Raw genomic sequence first — 15964 nt, forward strand, 5'->3', positions numbered from 1 at the left:
GATGTCTGAAGATAATACATTAGAAAAAATGCCGAAACATGTAGCTATTATTATGGATGGCAATGGAAGATGGGCAAAAAAAAGAGGAATGAATCGTACCTTTGGCCACCAAAGTGCAATTAAGGCAGTAAGAGAAGCTATAGAATTTTGTAATGATTATAACATACCTTATCTTACACTTTATACTTTTTCTTCTGAAAATTGGAAGAGGCCGGCTTTAGAAGTTAATGTACTAATGAACCTGTTAATTAACACTATAAAAAAGGAGACTAAAAAACTTAATGAAAATGGTGTTAGAGTGAAAGTAATAGGTAATACAGAAAAATTACCAAAAAATGTATTAACAGAACTTAACAAACTAATTGAAAATACAAAAGATAATAAAAAAGGAACCTTAATATTAGCCTTGAGTTATAGTTCTAAAGAAGAAATATTAGCTGCTACTAAAAAAATTATATCTGAAGTTATTAATAATCAAATACAAATTAATCAAATAGATACTAATTTGTTTAGTAATTATTTATATACCCAAAATATTCCAGATGTTGATCTTTTAATAAGAACAAGTGGTGAAAGAAGAATCAGTAATTTTTTACTTTGGCAAATCGCTTATGCTGAATTATATTTTACGGATATTTTATGGCCTGATTTTAATAAAGAAGAATTTTTAAATGCAATTAAGTTTTATCAATCCAGAGAAAGAAGATTTGGAAAAACAAGTGAACAGTTAAAAATTAAATAGTATTGTAAACATTTATGAAGAAATTATTAACGCTAATTGCAATTTTAACACAAGTATTCTTATATTCACAGTTTACAGATAATAACCAAGCAGTTCAAGATTCTTTGGCTGAAAATTCCTTGTCCAATAAAAACGAAGATTCAAACCAATCATCCAACGATATTAATGATACTTCATTCATACTAAAAGAAATAAAAATTACCGGAACCGATAAATATTCTAAAAATCAGATTATGCGTTATACCGGTCTATATGAAGGAGATCCAATAGAAATCCCTAGTATGCAGATAAATACAGCTGTAAAAAAATTATGGGATTCTAAATTATTTTCAGATGTAGAAATCTATTTAACGAAAATAGAAGGTAAAAACGTTTACCTAAGAATTAATTTAAAAGCATTACCGGATCTTGGAACAGTAAAGTTTGTCGGTGTAAGCAAATCTAAAGGTGAAAAGCTTATCAAAGAAAACGGATTGAAATCTAAAAGTAAAATTACAGATGATTTAAGAACCAAATTGCAGAATAACATAAGAAATCAATATGCAAATAAAGGTTTTCCAGATGCACATGCTATCATAAAAGAACAAATTAATCCGGTAGATTCTACTTTAGTTAATTGGAATATAACAATAGATAAAGGACCTAGAGTTAAAGTAAGATCTATTAAAATTTCAGGAACAAAAGAATTAAACGCGTCAAAAGTAAGAGCCCGTTCTTTTAAAAATACTAAGCAAAAAAGAGTTTACAGATTTTGGAAAAAATCTAAATATATCCCTGAAAAATATCAGGAGGACTTAACTAAAGTAGTAGAAACCTTTCAATCTTATGGATTTAGAGATGCAAAAATTGTTTCAGATACAGTAATAAGAACCGATAAAAATAATTTTAATATATCAGTAAATGTTTCAGAAGGAAAGCGATATTATCTAGGGAATATTACTTTTTCTGGAAACTCTGTTTACTCAAGTGAAATACTTTCTAAAATTATCGGATATAAAAAAGGGGAACCTTATGATGCCGTAGGATTAAATAAAAAAATATCCGGATCAGAAAAAAATGATGATATAGCAACTTTATATTATAATAACGGATACGTCTTCTCTAGTGTTATTCCCATTGAAAAAGCTGTAAGAAACGACACTATAGATGTTGAAGTTAAAATAAAAGAAGGAGAACAAGCTTATTGGGATAAAGTAACTTTTTCAGGAAATACACGTACACACGATCACGTAATACAAAGATCATTAAGAACATATCCGGGTCAATTATTTTCAAAGGAGGATATTCAAAGGACTATGATGGAATTAGCGCAAATGGGATATTTTGAAGCTCAAGCGCTTAGACCAGATATTACTCCTAACGCAGAAACAAAAACCGTAGATGTAAACTATAAACTAGAAGAAAAAGGCTCTAATAGTCAAGTAGAATTACAAGGAGGATATGGTGGAAATAGATTTATAGGAACTATAGGGTTAACATTTGGTAATTTTTCTTTTAATGATTTCTTTAAAAAGAAAGCATGGAAACCTATTCCTATGGGAGATGGACAGAGTGTTTCTTTACGAGCACAAGCAGGAAGCAATTATCAAAACTATAGTATATCATTTACAGAACCATGGATTACCGGAAAAAAACCTACTTCTTTGACTGCCTCTATTTATGGAACTTTCTTGAATTATAATGATTATTATGCAGTAGGAAAAAACAGATTATACATTTACGGAGCACAGGTGGGTTTAACAACACGTTTAAACTGGCCTGATAATTATTTCCGCTTATCTTATGGTATTAATTATCAACTTTATTCTTTTAAAAATTATCCATTTAACATAGCAAATCAAAATTCTGAATCTGGATATACCGAATGGAATAATGGAGAAAGTAATAACTTTAGTTTTTATGTAACCTTAGGAAGATATTCTGCCGGATTAGATCCTATATTTCCAACTATGGGATCAGAATTTGAAGTATCATTAAAATTCACACCTCCATATTCAGCTTTCAACAATGATGATTACAGAAAAAAAACCGATAATGAAAAATATAAATGGTTAGAATACTATAAAATCAAAATGAAAGCTTACTGGTACCAAGAGTTAGTCGGTAAATTTGTACTAAAAGCAGGGGGTGAATTTGGATTTTTAAATGACTATAATTCAAATATAGGAATTCCTCCATTTGAACGTTTTTATTTAGGGGGTACCGGATTATATGGAAATAGATTTGATGGTAGAGAAATTATACCTTTAAGAGGATATAAAGACGCTACTTCATTTGGAGGTCGTAGTGGAGAAGATATTACTCCTTTAGGTGGTGGAACATCTTATGCTAGATTTATGATGGAACTTAGATATCCTGTATTAATGGGAGGAGCTACCAAAATTTATGCATTAACATTTGTAGAAGGAGGAAATACATGGAATAATAATAAATCATTTGATCCGTTTCAATTAAAAAGATCTGCTGGGTTTGGAATAAGAATATTTATGCCTCAGTTCGGAATGTTAGGATTTGATTTTGCAAAAGGGTTTGATAATACAATTAATTCTTCGAATCCTAATGGATGGGAAACTCATTTTATATTTGGACAACAATTCTAAAATGAAACGAATGACAAAATGAAAATTATGTTGTAAATTCATAAAGACTTTAAAATTTGGCAAGATTTTGGAGTAAAACTAAAACAATCGAAATGAAAAAATTATTAATAAGTTATATATTAATATTGATTTTTGGTTTAGGGTGTGCACAAAAAATGGCATATGTAGATACACAATATATCCTAAAACAAATACCTCAATTTCAGAATTCAGAGCAACGTTTAAACAGTGAAGTTAAAAAGTGGCAAGATCATATTGTTAACCAACAATCTCAAATTGAAAAACTTAAAATTTCATTTGAAAACGAAAAAATTCTATTAACTGAAGATCAACAAAAAAACCGTTTAGCTACAATAGATAGTACTGAAAAGCTATTGAATGAATTTATTGATAAAAAATTTGGTTCAAATGGTGAATCTGTAACTTTACGCTACAATTTAGCTAAACCCTTACAAGATCAAATTTGGAATGCAATAAATACAATTGCAGCTAAAGATAAATATAATATTGTATTTGATAAATCATCGGATCTAATTATGATATTTACTGATTCTAAATATGATATTACAGATAAAGTACTCAAACAGTTAGGAATAAATGATAAAAATAAAGATAAAAAAGAAAAAACAGCCTCTAAAAATTCAGAAGTAAATAATTCTAATAATTATAATGATAAAATTGAGGAAGAGTCAATAGACAATAATCCTAAAACCGGTTACGGAAGTAAATATACTCCTAAAAAGAAAACCAAAAAACCGGAAGTAAAAGAAGAAAATAAAAATCCGGAAACTCCTGATTCGGAAGACCAACCAACAGAATCTTCTAAACCGAAAACCGGTTATGGAAGTAAATATACTCCTAAAAAGAAAACCGAAAAACCGGAAGTAAAAGAAGAAAATAAAAATTCTGAAGCAACTGATTCGGAAATCCAACCAACAGAACCTTCTAAACCGAAAACCGGTTATGGAAGTAAATATACTCCTAAAAAGAAAACTGAAAAACCGGAAGTAAAAGAAGAAAATAAAAATCTGGAAACTGACAAAGAAATTAAATCAACAGAAACTCCTAAGCCAAAGACCGGTTATGGAAGTAAATATACCCCTAAAAAATAAAACTGAAAATAATAAGTAATATTAAAAAATTGAAATAAAATGAAGAAAATTACATTAGCAGTACTATTGACTACATTTATTAGTGTATTACAGTTTGTAAAAGCACAAAATATAGCTCATATAAACTCTTTAGAATTATTAAGTTTAATGCCGGAAAAAAAAGCAGCAGATGACCAATTAAAAACTTTAGCAGATCAAAAAAAATCAGAAATAAAAAAACAAGAAGAAGACTTTACTGCTAAATATGAAAAAATCCAAAAAGATTTACAATCTAAATCTCAAGCAGATTTAGAAAAAATGAAAAGCCAACTTCAAAAATACGAAGAAGATTTTCAAAAAGATCAGCAAAGTTTAGCTGCCTTAAGAGAAACTGCAGCTAAAGAATTAGAACAAAAACAAGATAACTTGTATGCTCCAATTACAAAAAAAGCACAAGAAGCCATTAATGCTGTAGCTAAAGAAAAAGGATATATTTATATATTCGATACTGCACAACCTACACTTTTATATGCGGAAGGACCAAATATTTTAAACGATGTTAAAACTAAATTAGGACTTAAATAGAATATTCCTTTTTTTAAATATTAAAAACCATCTATTTTATAGATGGTTTTTTTTATCTATTATTCCTTTTTTTATATAATAAAAAGAATACAAATAACTTCTATTTGTTTATTCCTGACTTTTCATTAAACATTTAAATTAATATTCAAGGATTCAGATTATATATATATAGTCATAATAATTATCTCATAAACTAATTATAAATAATTTTATATTAAAAAAATTTCCCTTTACATAAAAATACTATTTCAAAATCAGACATAAAACATCTAATATTTTATATATATTTACTTATAAAAAATAATAAATGATTTTTAAAGAATATAAACCTTCTATATCCTTATTACCTTATATTGAAACTTATTGGATAGCGGAAGGTTATGCAAAGACAAAAGAAATTGATAAAATATTTCCTGATGGATGTGTAGATATTATTTTTTCATTTAACCAAATTCCCAATAATGGAGCATTAGTTCCATATTTGCCTAATTTAATAGGAACCATGACAACTTTCTCAGAAATTTCTTATTATCAAAATATATCTATGTTAGGCATTCGTTTTAAACCTGCTGGAATTACAGCATTTACAAAAATTCCAATAAATTATTTTACAGATAGCAAGACAGATTTAACTTTAATTGACACTTTATTTGAAGAAAAATTTTATGCTAAATTGCCTGAATTAGAAACTTCTATAGCTAAAATAAAACATATTGATCTATATTTGAATCAAAGATTGATTTCTATATTTGAGCTTAACAATCAAATTGTTTATGCAACTGAACTTATAAAAAAAACAAATGGTAGGCTTCCACTTATTGATATTGCGAATAGAAGTTGTCTTTCTCTACGAAATTTTGAAAGAAAATTTAAAACAGCGGTAGGTATATCTCCTAAAACCTTTAGTAAAATTATAAAATTCAAACATACTCTATCTTATATAAAAAAAAATACTACTGAAAGTTTATTTTCTATAGCAGTTGATTGTGGATATTATGATCATTCACATCTGATTAAAGATTTTAAAACTTTTACAGGAAATACTCCCTTACATTTATAAAAATAAATATTTGTCGTTTTCTTACACAAGTTTAACCTTCACTTTATTTTAAATTAGCTGAAAATCAGATATGTTTATAAAAGTAAAAGATTTATCAGTTACATTGTACCAATACATACAATAGTTTATATATTATTATACTATATTCTATAGTGTTCGATACCTTATAACTTGCTTTCTTAACGGAATGTGCGTATTTTATAAATTCCAAAATACAAATTAAAAAAGCAATAGACTAATGATTTAGATTAAAATAATAAGTGTTGTTTACAATAGTCAATACTAAAAAAATATAAATAGATAATCAGACGACTTAGGTTGGCTAATCTTTTAAAATAGCATAGCCAATTAGAATAAACTTATACGAATAAGCTATCAGAACTAATCTCTGATTACAATAAACATACTAAAATAATATAATAATTAAACAATAAATTTATGGAATATCAATCATTATCTCCTAATATAGGGGTTAAAAGTGTAAATGAAACAGTAATTTTCTATACGCAGGTATTAGGTTTCAAAAAAATTATGAGTGTATCTGATGAAAATAAGGTTATTTGGGCAATGGTTACTTACGGAAATATTAGTCTAATGTTCCAAGATTACAATAATCTGGTAGAAGAATACCCAGAATTGAATGGAAAACCATTACAGTCTGCAATAAGTTTTTACATTAAAATGGATAATAAGAATGCATTATACAATAAAATTTGTAAGACCGAATATTTAGTAAAAGAAATGAACACAACTTCGTATGGTATTGAAGAATTTGCTATTCGAGATAATAATGGGTTTATTTTAACAATAGCAGAAAATACTAAAAAAAAGATCAATTATGATAATTTCTTTTTTCCGGTTGATGATTATGAAAAAAGTAAGAAATTTTACGATGAAACTTTAGGGTTGAAAATAAAATTTGAATTTAAGGAAAAAGGAATGATAGCATTTTCAGTTGGAGATGAAGAACCTGCAATAATATTGAAAGATAAACAAAAATTTCCCAATGCAAAACCTTCATTATGGATAGAGGTAGAGAATGTCAATGCAATGTACAAAGAATTGAAAAATAAAGATGTAACTTTTTTGACAGAACCGTTTAAAATTAAAACAGGATGGGCTGTTGAATTTATAGACCCTTCAAATAATATAATCGGATTAACTGATTATACTTCATAAATACCTTTACATTATTATAATCTACTTTTTAAAATTATATATAACACATATATTTTTTCAGACATCATAAATTTTAATGTCTGAAAAAATATATGTGTATTTAAAAATTAATTTCAATACTATAACTTTTTACTTATACAATTTTCAATATTTTGTATTTATTAACTAGAATATTATTAACGGTTTTACTAGTATTTTTAACCCAATCTTTTATATATAAATGCAAATAATTATATTTATTAAATAATATAATCTATAAGTTTTTCCAGAGTCATACCTCTTGATCCTTTTAATAATATATTTTGAGTGGATATTTTATGTGTTTTTACATAATTTTTTATTTCTTCTGTAGAACGAAATTTTTTTATATTAGAACTATTATTCTTGGTCTTATAAAAATTTTCACCCACTAAATAAATAAATTCAAACCCTAAACTTTCTGCCAAATCTACTATTTTCTGATGTTCTGTAGCTGATTCTCTCCCTAATTCAAACATATCTCCTATAATAATTGTTTTACTTCCTATAAAAGATGAAAAATTCTTTAATGAGACTTCCATACTACTAGGATTTGCATTATAAGTATCCAATAAAAGAGTAATCCCATTCTTCTCTACTATTTGTGATCTTTGATTTTTAGGTTTATAACTCTCTATCCCACATTTTATCTGACTTATAGAAAGATCGTAAAATAAACCTAAAGAAATTGCCGCACAAATATTCGTAAAATTATACTCTCCTGTAAGTTGAGAATTTATAATTGTTTTTTCATATTCAACACTTATACCATGATTGTAACTTACGGCTAAAGAAAACTTATAATATCCTTTAGAGCCAAAAGTAATTCTTTCAATATTCTCGGTAAGTTCCATTTGTTTATAATCATCCGAATTAACTAAAGCTATTTTATTAAATTCTCTAAGAAAAGTATATAATTCGGATTTTCCTTTTATTACACCTTCTTCACCTCCAAATCCTTCTAAATGAGCTTTACCAAAGTTAGTTATATAACCTATAGTAGGTTGAGAAATCCCTACCAATAACTCTATTTCTTTCTGATGATTAGCGCCCATTTCTATAATAGCAATCTCATGTTCCGGTTTAATAGAAAGAACAGTTAAAGGAACTCCTATATGATTATTAAGATTACCTTGTGTATATAAAACTTTAAATTTTTCTTTTAAGACAGATGATATAAGTTCTTTAGAGGTAGTTTTCCCATTGCTCCCTGTAAGTCCTATCACAGGTATATTCAATTGATTTCTATGATATCTGGCTAAATTTTGTAAAGTAAATAAACTGTTTTCAAAATAAAAAATCCCTCTTTCAGGATCAGAATAATCTTCCTCATCCACCACAGCCGCCAAAGCTCCATTTTGAATTGCCTGTAAAGCAAACAAATTTCCATTAAAATTCTCTCCTTTCAAGGCAAAAAACAAATTTCCTTTTATTATTTTTCGTGTATCTGTGATTACTCCGGTAGATTGTAAATAAACAGAGTATAATTCTTCAATTGTCATATTTCTATATAAATATATATGCTTTAAAACAAACAAATATAGGTGTTTTTAATAGTTTTTATTAAAATATAGAATTAAAAATTGCTATTCTATTTTTAGATAATTAACATTTAAATTAAGTTATATTCTGAATTTTATGCTATATTTAAAAGGAAAAACTAATAATATAATTAATTTAAAGTCCATCTGAAATAAAATAAGAACTCTTAAAACTGTTATAAAATTCTGATATATTTTAAATAAAAAAACAGCTTACGAATAAATAAGCTGTTTTTAATTTGATATATTTTGAAGAATTTCCTATAAAACTTTCATATCATGTAATACATTATTCATGTTTCTTACAGCATCTGCAGAAGCTTTAAACTTAGATTTTTCCTCATCGTTAAGTTCTAATTCTACAATTTTTTCAACTCCATTTTTACCTAAAACTACAGGAACACCGATACAGATATCAGATTCTCCATACTCTCCTTCAAGGAATACAGAACAAGGTATTATTTTTTTCTCATCTCTTATAATAGATTCTACCACAGCAGCACCTGCAGCTCCAGGAGCATACCAAGCTGAAGTTCCTAATAATTTAGTTAAAGTTGCTCCACCTACCATAGTATCAGCAGCAACTTTTTGTAATTGATCTGCAGATAATAATTTAGAAAACGGAACCCCCTGGCAAGATGCAAATCGGGTTAAAGGAATCATAGTTGTATCTCCATGTCCTCCTATAACAGTTGCCTGAATATCATTTTGTGAAGCACCGCTGGCTAAAGAAAGATAAGTTTTAAAACGTGAAGAATCTAATGCTCCTCCCATTCCAATAACTCGGTTTTTAGGTAATCCTAAAGATTTAAGAGCTAAATAAGTCATAGTATCCATTGGGTTGGAAATAATAACTAAAATAGCATCTGGAGAATATTTTAAAATATTAGAAGCGACTTCTTTAACAATTCCTGCATTAGTTCCAATTAAGTCTTCACGAGACATTCCGGGTTTTCTTGGAATTCCTGAAGTAATAACAGCTACATTTGTTCCTGCTGTTTTAGAATAATCATTAGTACTTCCGGTTACAGTAGTATCAAAACCTAAAAGAGATGTGGTCTGAGTTATATCTAAAGCCTTCCCTTCTGCAAAACCCTCTTTAATATCAACGATAACTAATTCGTCAACAATTTCTTTTCTTGCAATGTTATCAGCACAAGTAGCCCCAACAGCTCCTGCACCTACTACAGTTACTTTCATATTTTCTTATTTTTATAAATTTTATTCAAAAGTAGATTTTTCTTAACTAATAAAAAATGTCGTTTGTCATCTTTTAGATAGTAATTTTAAAACTTTCAATTTACTAATTTTTTATAAATTTGAAAAAATAATTTTGAAACTATACATGGAATATGACTTAACGGTAATTATACCGGTTTTTAATGAAGAAGAAAATCTCGAAAGAGTAAAAAATGAAATGGAATCTTTTTTAAAGTTAGCAAAAAAGAAATCTAAAGTCCTTTTTGTAAATGATGGTTCCCAAGACAATAGTTTATTAATTATTAAAAAAATTTGCAAAGAAACTCAGGGGTTCACTTTTATTTCATTTGATAAAAATTATGGATTAAGTCCTGCTATAAAAGCCGGATTTGATTTTGCTGATACTAAACTGGTAGGCTATATTGATGCCGATTTACAAACCAGTCCAATGGATTTCAATATTTTATTAAAATATGCGGATGAATTCCAATTAGTTACAGGAGTAAGATCAAATCGTAAAGACAGTTTTACTAAAAATATGTCTTCTAAAATTGCCAATGGAATACGCAGAGCTTTTACTCATGACGGAATGGATGATACTGGTTGTCCTTTAAAAATAATTCATACGGAATATGCAAAAAGAATTCCTATGTTTAAAGGATTGCATAGATTTCTTCCAGCTATGATTTTATTACAGAACGGAAAAGTAAAACAAATCCCTGTTCAACATTTCGAAAGAATAGCTGGAAAATCTAAATTTCATTTATGGAATCGTTTATTGGGTCCTCTAAGTGATTGTTTTGCTTATTTATGGATGAAAAAGAAATATATTAACTATAAAGTTGCTGAGAAAAAATTATGATGAATTTCTTAGCAGACGAAGTTTTTTTGAGTGATAAATTTATAAGATATATTGCAATTTCTTTGGGATTTTTTGCTCAAATTTTGTTTTCCAGTCGAATGATTATCCAATGGATATCAGCAGAGAAAAATAAAAAGGTCACCTCTGATCTTATTTTTTGGCAAGTTAGTTTATTGGCCTCTATATTTATGTTTATACATGGTTTTTTATTGCATGACTTTTCTATTATGTTAGGTCAATTGATTACCTATTATATATATATACGAAATATTCAACTTCATAATGCTTGGGAAAAATATCCTATTACATTACGATATTTTATTTATTCTCTTCCTGTAATTGTAATAGGATTAGGGGTATTTAATAATGCTTTTGATATTAACAAATTATTTAAACAAGATCCTGTATGGTTAATTATTTGGGGAAGTTTTGGACAAATTTTATTTACAATGCGCTTTGTTTATCAATGGATTTATTCGGAAAGAATTAAAAAATCTGAGTTACCTATGGGATTCTGGTTATTGAGCTTAACAGGATCACTGATGATATTTACCTATGCTATTATTACATTAAATCCTGTATTAATTGCAGGTCAGGGAGTGGGAATTATTGCTTATTCCAGAAATATTATCATTTTAAAGAAAAATCATGTCGTATAATAATAGTAAACCTCTTTTTTTCTTATTTATTGTCACTGTAATTATGCTTGTGCCTAACTTAGGCATTCTTCCTGTTAATATTATGGAAGCTCGTAATTTTATTACTGCACGTGAAATGGTACAGGACAACCATTGGTTTTTAACGACCCTTAATGGAGAACCTCGATATGAAAAGCCACCATTACCTACTTGGATAACAGCTTTAGTAGGCTTTTTTTTCGGATTTGATTCTGTTTTTGTATTGCGTTTGGCTGTTGTATGCATTACATTATTATTAGTTATATACATTTACATCTTTTCTATAAAAATTGGGTTTTCAAATAAAAGTAGCTTTCATAACGGACTAATAGTTATAACATCTTTTTATATTTATTTTGCTGGAAGAGATAATCAATGGGATATGTATTGCCACAGTTTTATGATTATTTCTATCTTTTATTTATGGGGTATTTTAAAAAAGAATAAATACCCTCTAAAAAATGCTATATGGGGAGGTTTATGCTTGGCTTTTTCATTACTAAGTAAAGGTCCTGTTTCTTTATATGCACTTTTGCTCCCTTTTCTTATTGCTTATGGAGTTATATATAAATATAAATTTAAAGGAGAAAAAAAATATAATCTGGCTTTAATATTATATTGCTTTTTAGGATTGGGAATAGGTATGTCTTGGTCTGCATATATACATTGGGCAGATCCTGATCCTTTAGCTAAAATGGCTAAAATAGAAACTTCTCGTTGGACAAATGAATATAATTCACGTCCTATCTATTATTATTGGAGTTTTTTCGTACAGTCAGGGGTTTGGGCTGTCTCTGCCCTATTGGCTCTTCTTTATCCTTACATGAAAAATAAAGTATTTAACCTTAAATTATATAAATTTACTCTTTTATGGACTTTACTTTCCCTAATTTTATTAAGCATTATTCCTGAAAAAAAAGTTAGATACATTTTACCTACTCTCATTCCTTTAGCTCTCAATACAGGGTTTTATATTGATTATTTATGGAACCATTTCAGAAAATTACATTCAAAAAAAGACCAATATTTGGCCATATTCAATTTTGGTTTACTGGGTACAATAGGCATTTTATATCCTCTAATTCTCTATTTTGTTTTCAGAAAATACATTATTAACCAAACAAGTTGGATGATTATTTCATCTTTTATTTTATTTTTTATAGGAATTGGTATTTTATTTTTTCTATTATACAAAAAATTCAACCAAGTTTTTTATTGGATCATTGCGCTTCAATGTTCAGTTATGTCTTTTGCCTTTCCTTTAGCTAAAAGTTTTTTATACAATCCAAATTACAAATCAGCTAAAAATTTAAGACATTATATGGATCCTAAAATGGATCTATATGACTTTAAAAACATGACCCCAGAAATTGTCTGGGATTATGGAAAAAAAATACCTACCATTGATTTATCAGAAATTGATAACATTCTGAAAAAAAATAATAAAATGGGGTTGCTTTGTCAATCAGAAAATACAAGCGAATTAATAAAATTAATAAACCGTTCCTATAAAGTAAATAAAGTATCTTATATAGATCTTAATATAGTTCCTCCAAATAATAAAGGATATAAATCTAGGTTAGAAAGAGATTTTTTAATTATTTCTAAAAAATAAAACTCTTTTTTTCCTTATTTTTACGAATATAATATAAGGAGAATAATATGGCAATTAAAGAACTCAAACAATCTAACTATGAATGGATAGATTTATATAATCCTGATGCAAAAGAACTGGAGAAAATTGCTAACAAATATTCTCTGAATTACTATACGTTGACAGATAGCCTAGAACCCAATCATTTGCCTAAATTTGAAAATCAGGATACCATAAATTTCTTTATTGTCAGATTAGTACATGAAAATCTTAAAAGAAAAACTAATATTGAAAGCCTTACAAATAAAATAGCTGTATTTTATAACGATCATCTTTTAATCACCATACATAGAATAGAAATTCCTTTTTTAGAAGTAATTATAGAAAAATATATAAAAACAGAAAAAATATATACAGTTAACAGTATTGTTATTAAAATAATTTGGAATACCTTATATACATACAATACTTCAATATTGAAAATTTTAAGTAAAGTGGAAAATCTTGAAAATAAAGTATTTTTAAAATCCCCTGATTCTTCAAGTAATATCCTTCAAAATATGTACTTATTAAAAAGGAAAGTCAATATATGCATGAAATTACTCATACTTACAGATGAAGTTATAAATTCTATAAAACCTACAAAACAGGAAAAACCAGCCCATCAGGACGTTAAAGATCTACAAGTAAAATTATCCACGTTATATGAACAAGTAATTGAAGATATCAATAATCTGCTAAATCTTTACATATCTCTAGCTTCGCTTAAAAGTAATGACATAATGAAAACTCTAACTATTTTTTCCATATTTTTTATGCCATTAACATTCATAGCCGGTATATATGGAATGAATTTTAAATATATGCCTGAACTTGAAAAAGCATGGGGATATCCTGTAATATTAATTATCATGCTAATAATAACATTGATTATTTATTATTGGCTTAAAAGAAAAAAATGGTTGTAATTATTCAACAATTAAATAAAGATACTATATTTTTGCATAAGATTAAGAAAAATAAAATAATATAAAACTGTATGTACAGAACAAATACTTGCGGAGAGCTTACAGAAGCTAATATTAATCAAAAAGTAATCCTTAGTGGTTGGGTACAAACTATTCGAGATAAAGGATTTGTAATCTGGGTAGATTTAAGAGATAGATATGGAATTACTCAATTGGTATTTGATGACCAAAGAACCCCTAAAGAAATTTTAGAACAAGTAAAAAAATTAGGGCGAGAATTTGTGATCCAAATAACAGGAACTGTAATAGAAAGAACAAGTAAAAATCCACATATACCCACTGGTAATATAGAAATATTAGTTGAGAAATTAACTGTTCTAAGTACCTCGCTAGTACCCCCTTTTGTAATAGAAAATGAAACTGATGGCGGCGAAGAATTACGAATGAAATACCGATATTTAGATATTAGAAGAAATCCGGTAAAAGACAAACTTATTTTTAGAAGTAAAGTTGCTCAATTAGTAAGAAACTATTTATCTTCTCATGATTTTCTTGAGATAGAAACCCCGGTATTAATAAAATCTACACCAGAAGGGGCTCGTGATTTTGTAGTTCCTTCAAGAATGAACCCTGGTCAATTCTATGCCCTTCCCCAATCCCCTCAAAGTTTCAAACAATTATTGATGATTGGTGGACTAGACAAATATTTTCAGATTGTAAAATGTTTTAGAGATGAAGATTTACGTGCTGACAGACAACCGGAATTTACTCAAATAGATTGCGAAATGTCTTTTATTGAACAAGAAGATATTTTAGACACATTTGAAGGTCTAGCCAAACATTTACTCAAAGAATTAAGAAATTACAAAATAGATAAATTCCCACGAATAACCTATTCTGAGGCTATGCGCAAATATGGAAATGATAAGCCCGATATAAGGTTTGGAATGGAATTTATTGAATTTAATGAAGAACTTAAAAAAAGTGGTTTTAAAGTATTTGATGAAGCTGAACTTATAGTAGGAATAAAAGTAGAAGGTTGTGCTGATTATACCCGAAAGCAATTAGATGAACTAACCGAATGGGTAAAAAGACCACAAGTGGGAGCTCGAGGTTTAGTTTATATAAAATACAATAAAGATCAAAGTATAAAATCCTCAATAGATAAATTTTATACAGAAGAAAAATTAAAAAAAGTTATTCAAAAATCTAACGCACAAATCGGAGATTTACTCCTAATTTTATCAGGAGAAGCACAGAAAGTGAGACCTCAACTGAGTGCTTTAAGAATGGAGCTTGCCGAACGTTTAGGACTACGAAATCCTGACGTATTTGCTCCTCTTTGGGTAGTTGATTTTCCACTTTTAGAATGGGATGAGGAAGAAAATAGATATGTAGCAATGCATCACCCATTTACCTCTCCAAAACCTGAAGATATTCCACTTTTAGAAACCGACCCGGGGAAAGTTAGGGCTAATGCTTATGATATGGTATTGAATGGCAATGAAATAGGAGGAGGTTCCATACGGATACATGACAAAGATTTACAAGCAAAAATGTTTTCCCTATTAGGCTTTACACAAGAAGAAGCAGAAGCTCAATTTGGATTTCTAATGAATGCATTTAAATACGGAGCTCCACCACATGGAGGAATTGCTTTTGGCTTTGATCGATTTACAGCAATTTTAGGAGGTCAAGAAGTAATTCGTGATTATATTGCTTTTCCAAAAAATAATGCCGGAAGAGATGTTATGATAGATGCCCCCTATCCTATTAGTAAAAAACAATTAGATGAACTTGGAATAAACATCATTAAAGAATGAATAAATAAATAGTTCTGTAATAAT

At 27.9% G+C, this 15964-nt stretch carries 13 protein-coding genes; 11 read left to right on the top strand and 2 right to left on the bottom strand.

The features are described from left to right. The first annotated feature begins 1 nt into the window (after position 1). The 6 genes from C4S77_RS01250 to C4S77_RS13290 all read left to right on the top strand — a co-directional run bounded on the left by C4S77_RS01250 (position 2) and on the right by C4S77_RS13290 (position 7257). On the top strand, positions 2–742 hold the full coding sequence (locus C4S77_RS01250; RefSeq protein WP_105194509.1) for an isoprenyl transferase: 741 nt from the start codon (positions 2–4) through the stop codon (positions 740–742). 14 nt (positions 743–756) lie between these two features. Further along, positions 757–3342, top strand: a complete 2586-nt coding sequence (bamA, locus tag C4S77_RS01255; protein ID WP_105245465.1) for an outer membrane protein assembly factor BamA — start codon at positions 757–759, stop codon at positions 3340–3342. Positions 3343–3434: 92 nt separating this feature from the next. Then, complete coding sequence (locus C4S77_RS01260; protein WP_105245467.1) at positions 3435–4454, top strand: OmpH family outer membrane protein; 1020 nt, start codon at positions 3435–3437, stop codon at positions 4452–4454. Positions 4455–4493: 39 nt separating this feature from the next. After that, positions 4494–5018 carry an OmpH family outer membrane protein gene (locus tag C4S77_RS01265; RefSeq protein WP_105245468.1) on the top strand — a complete coding sequence of 175 codons (525 nt, stop codon included), beginning with the start codon at positions 4494–4496 and terminating at the stop codon, positions 5016–5018. A gap of 307 nt (positions 5019–5325) precedes the next feature. Continuing rightward, on the top strand, positions 5326–6078 hold the full coding sequence (locus C4S77_RS01270) for a helix-turn-helix domain-containing protein (RefSeq protein ID WP_105245470.1): 753 nt from the start codon (positions 5326–5328) through the stop codon (positions 6076–6078). A 438-nt stretch (positions 6079–6516) separates the two neighbouring features. Next, entirely contained in the window at positions 6517–7257 is a 741-nt protein-coding gene (locus C4S77_RS13290) for a VOC family protein (protein WP_260209282.1), read from the top strand. A gap of 239 nt (positions 7258–7496) precedes the next feature. Here C4S77_RS13290 and C4S77_RS01280 read toward each other — a convergent pair whose 3' ends face one another. Both C4S77_RS01280 and mdh read right to left on the bottom strand, forming a co-directional pair. Beyond that, the gene (locus C4S77_RS01280) at positions 7497–8777 is read right to left on the bottom strand and encodes a UDP-N-acetylmuramoyl-tripeptide--D-alanyl-D-alanine ligase (RefSeq protein ID WP_105245472.1); all 1281 of its coding nucleotides are present in this window, start codon (positions 8775–8777) and stop codon (positions 7497–7499) included. A 300-nt stretch (positions 8778–9077) separates the two neighbouring features. After that, positions 9078–10016, bottom strand: coding sequence for a malate dehydrogenase (mdh, locus tag C4S77_RS01285; RefSeq protein ID WP_105245474.1), 939 nt, complete (start codon positions 10014–10016; stop codon positions 9078–9080). A 145-nt stretch (positions 10017–10161) separates the two neighbouring features. Here mdh and C4S77_RS01290 point away from each other — a divergent pair, with 145 nt between their 5' ends. The 5 genes from C4S77_RS01290 (at position 10162) to aspS (ending at position 15940) form a co-directional block, all read left to right on the top strand. After that, on the top strand, positions 10162–10878 hold the full coding sequence (locus C4S77_RS01290) for a glycosyltransferase (protein WP_105245476.1): 717 nt from the start codon (positions 10162–10164) through the stop codon (positions 10876–10878). Beyond that, positions 10875–11537, top strand: coding sequence for a lipid-A-disaccharide synthase N-terminal domain-containing protein (locus C4S77_RS01295; RefSeq protein WP_317045863.1), 663 nt, complete (start codon positions 10875–10877; stop codon positions 11535–11537). Before C4S77_RS01290 ends, C4S77_RS01295 begins: the two co-directional genes overlap by 4 nt. Continuing rightward, the gene (locus C4S77_RS01300) at positions 11527–13170 is read left to right on the top strand and encodes a glycosyltransferase family 39 protein (RefSeq protein WP_105245478.1); all 1644 of its coding nucleotides are present in this window, start codon (positions 11527–11529) and stop codon (positions 13168–13170) included. Before C4S77_RS01295 ends, C4S77_RS01300 begins: the two co-directional genes overlap by 11 nt. A 47-nt stretch (positions 13171–13217) precedes the next feature. Further along, a complete protein-coding gene (locus C4S77_RS01305) occupies positions 13218–14117 on the top strand; it encodes a CorA family divalent cation transporter (RefSeq protein WP_105245480.1) in 900 nt (299 codons plus the stop codon). 71 nt (positions 14118–14188) lie between these two features. After that, complete coding sequence (gene aspS, locus C4S77_RS01310; RefSeq protein ID WP_105245482.1) at positions 14189–15940, top strand: aspartate--tRNA ligase; 1752 nt, start codon at positions 14189–14191, stop codon at positions 15938–15940. Positions 15941–15964 lie beyond the last annotated feature (24 nt).

Origin of the sequence: Apibacter adventoris (genome assembly GCF_002964975.1) — a bacterium.
GTDB classification, from domain to species: Bacteria; Bacteroidota; Bacteroidia; order Flavobacteriales; family Weeksellaceae; genus Apibacter; species Apibacter adventoris.

Excerpts from the sequence above, each read along its gene's own strand:
- C4S77_RS01250 (WP_105194509.1), top strand. The coding sequence starts at position 2 with ATGTCTGAAGATAATACATTAGAAAAAATGCCGAAACATGTAGCTATT.
- bamA (WP_105245465.1), top strand. The coding sequence starts at position 757 with ATGAAGAAATTATTAACGCTAATTGCAATTTTAACACAAGTATTCTTA.
- C4S77_RS01260 (WP_105245467.1), top strand. The coding sequence starts at position 3,435 with ATGAAAAAATTATTAATAAGTTATATATTAATATTGATTTTTGGTTTA.
- C4S77_RS01265 (WP_105245468.1), top strand. The coding sequence starts at position 4,494 with ATGAAGAAAATTACATTAGCAGTACTATTGACTACATTTATTAGTGTA.
- C4S77_RS01270 (WP_105245470.1), top strand. The coding sequence starts at position 5,326 with ATGATTTTTAAAGAATATAAACCTTCTATATCCTTATTACCTTATATT.
- C4S77_RS13290 (WP_260209282.1), top strand. The coding sequence starts at position 6,517 with ATGGAATATCAATCATTATCTCCTAATATAGGGGTTAAAAGTGTAAAT.
- C4S77_RS01280 (WP_105245472.1), bottom strand. The coding sequence starts at position 8,777 with ATGACAATTGAAGAATTATACTCTGTTTATTTACAATCTACCGGAGTA.
- mdh (WP_105245474.1), bottom strand. The coding sequence starts at position 10,016 with ATGAAAGTAACTGTAGTAGGTGCAGGAGCTGTTGGGGCTACTTGTGCT.
- C4S77_RS01290 (WP_105245476.1), top strand. The coding sequence starts at position 10,162 with ATGGAATATGACTTAACGGTAATTATACCGGTTTTTAATGAAGAAGAA.
- C4S77_RS01295 (WP_317045863.1), top strand. The coding sequence starts at position 10,875 with ATGATGAATTTCTTAGCAGACGAAGTTTTTTTGAGTGATAAATTTATA.
- C4S77_RS01300 (WP_105245478.1), top strand. The coding sequence starts at position 11,527 with ATGTCGTATAATAATAGTAAACCTCTTTTTTTCTTATTTATTGTCACT.
- C4S77_RS01305 (WP_105245480.1), top strand. The coding sequence starts at position 13,218 with ATGGCAATTAAAGAACTCAAACAATCTAACTATGAATGGATAGATTTA.
- aspS (WP_105245482.1), top strand. The coding sequence starts at position 14,189 with ATGTACAGAACAAATACTTGCGGAGAGCTTACAGAAGCTAATATTAAT.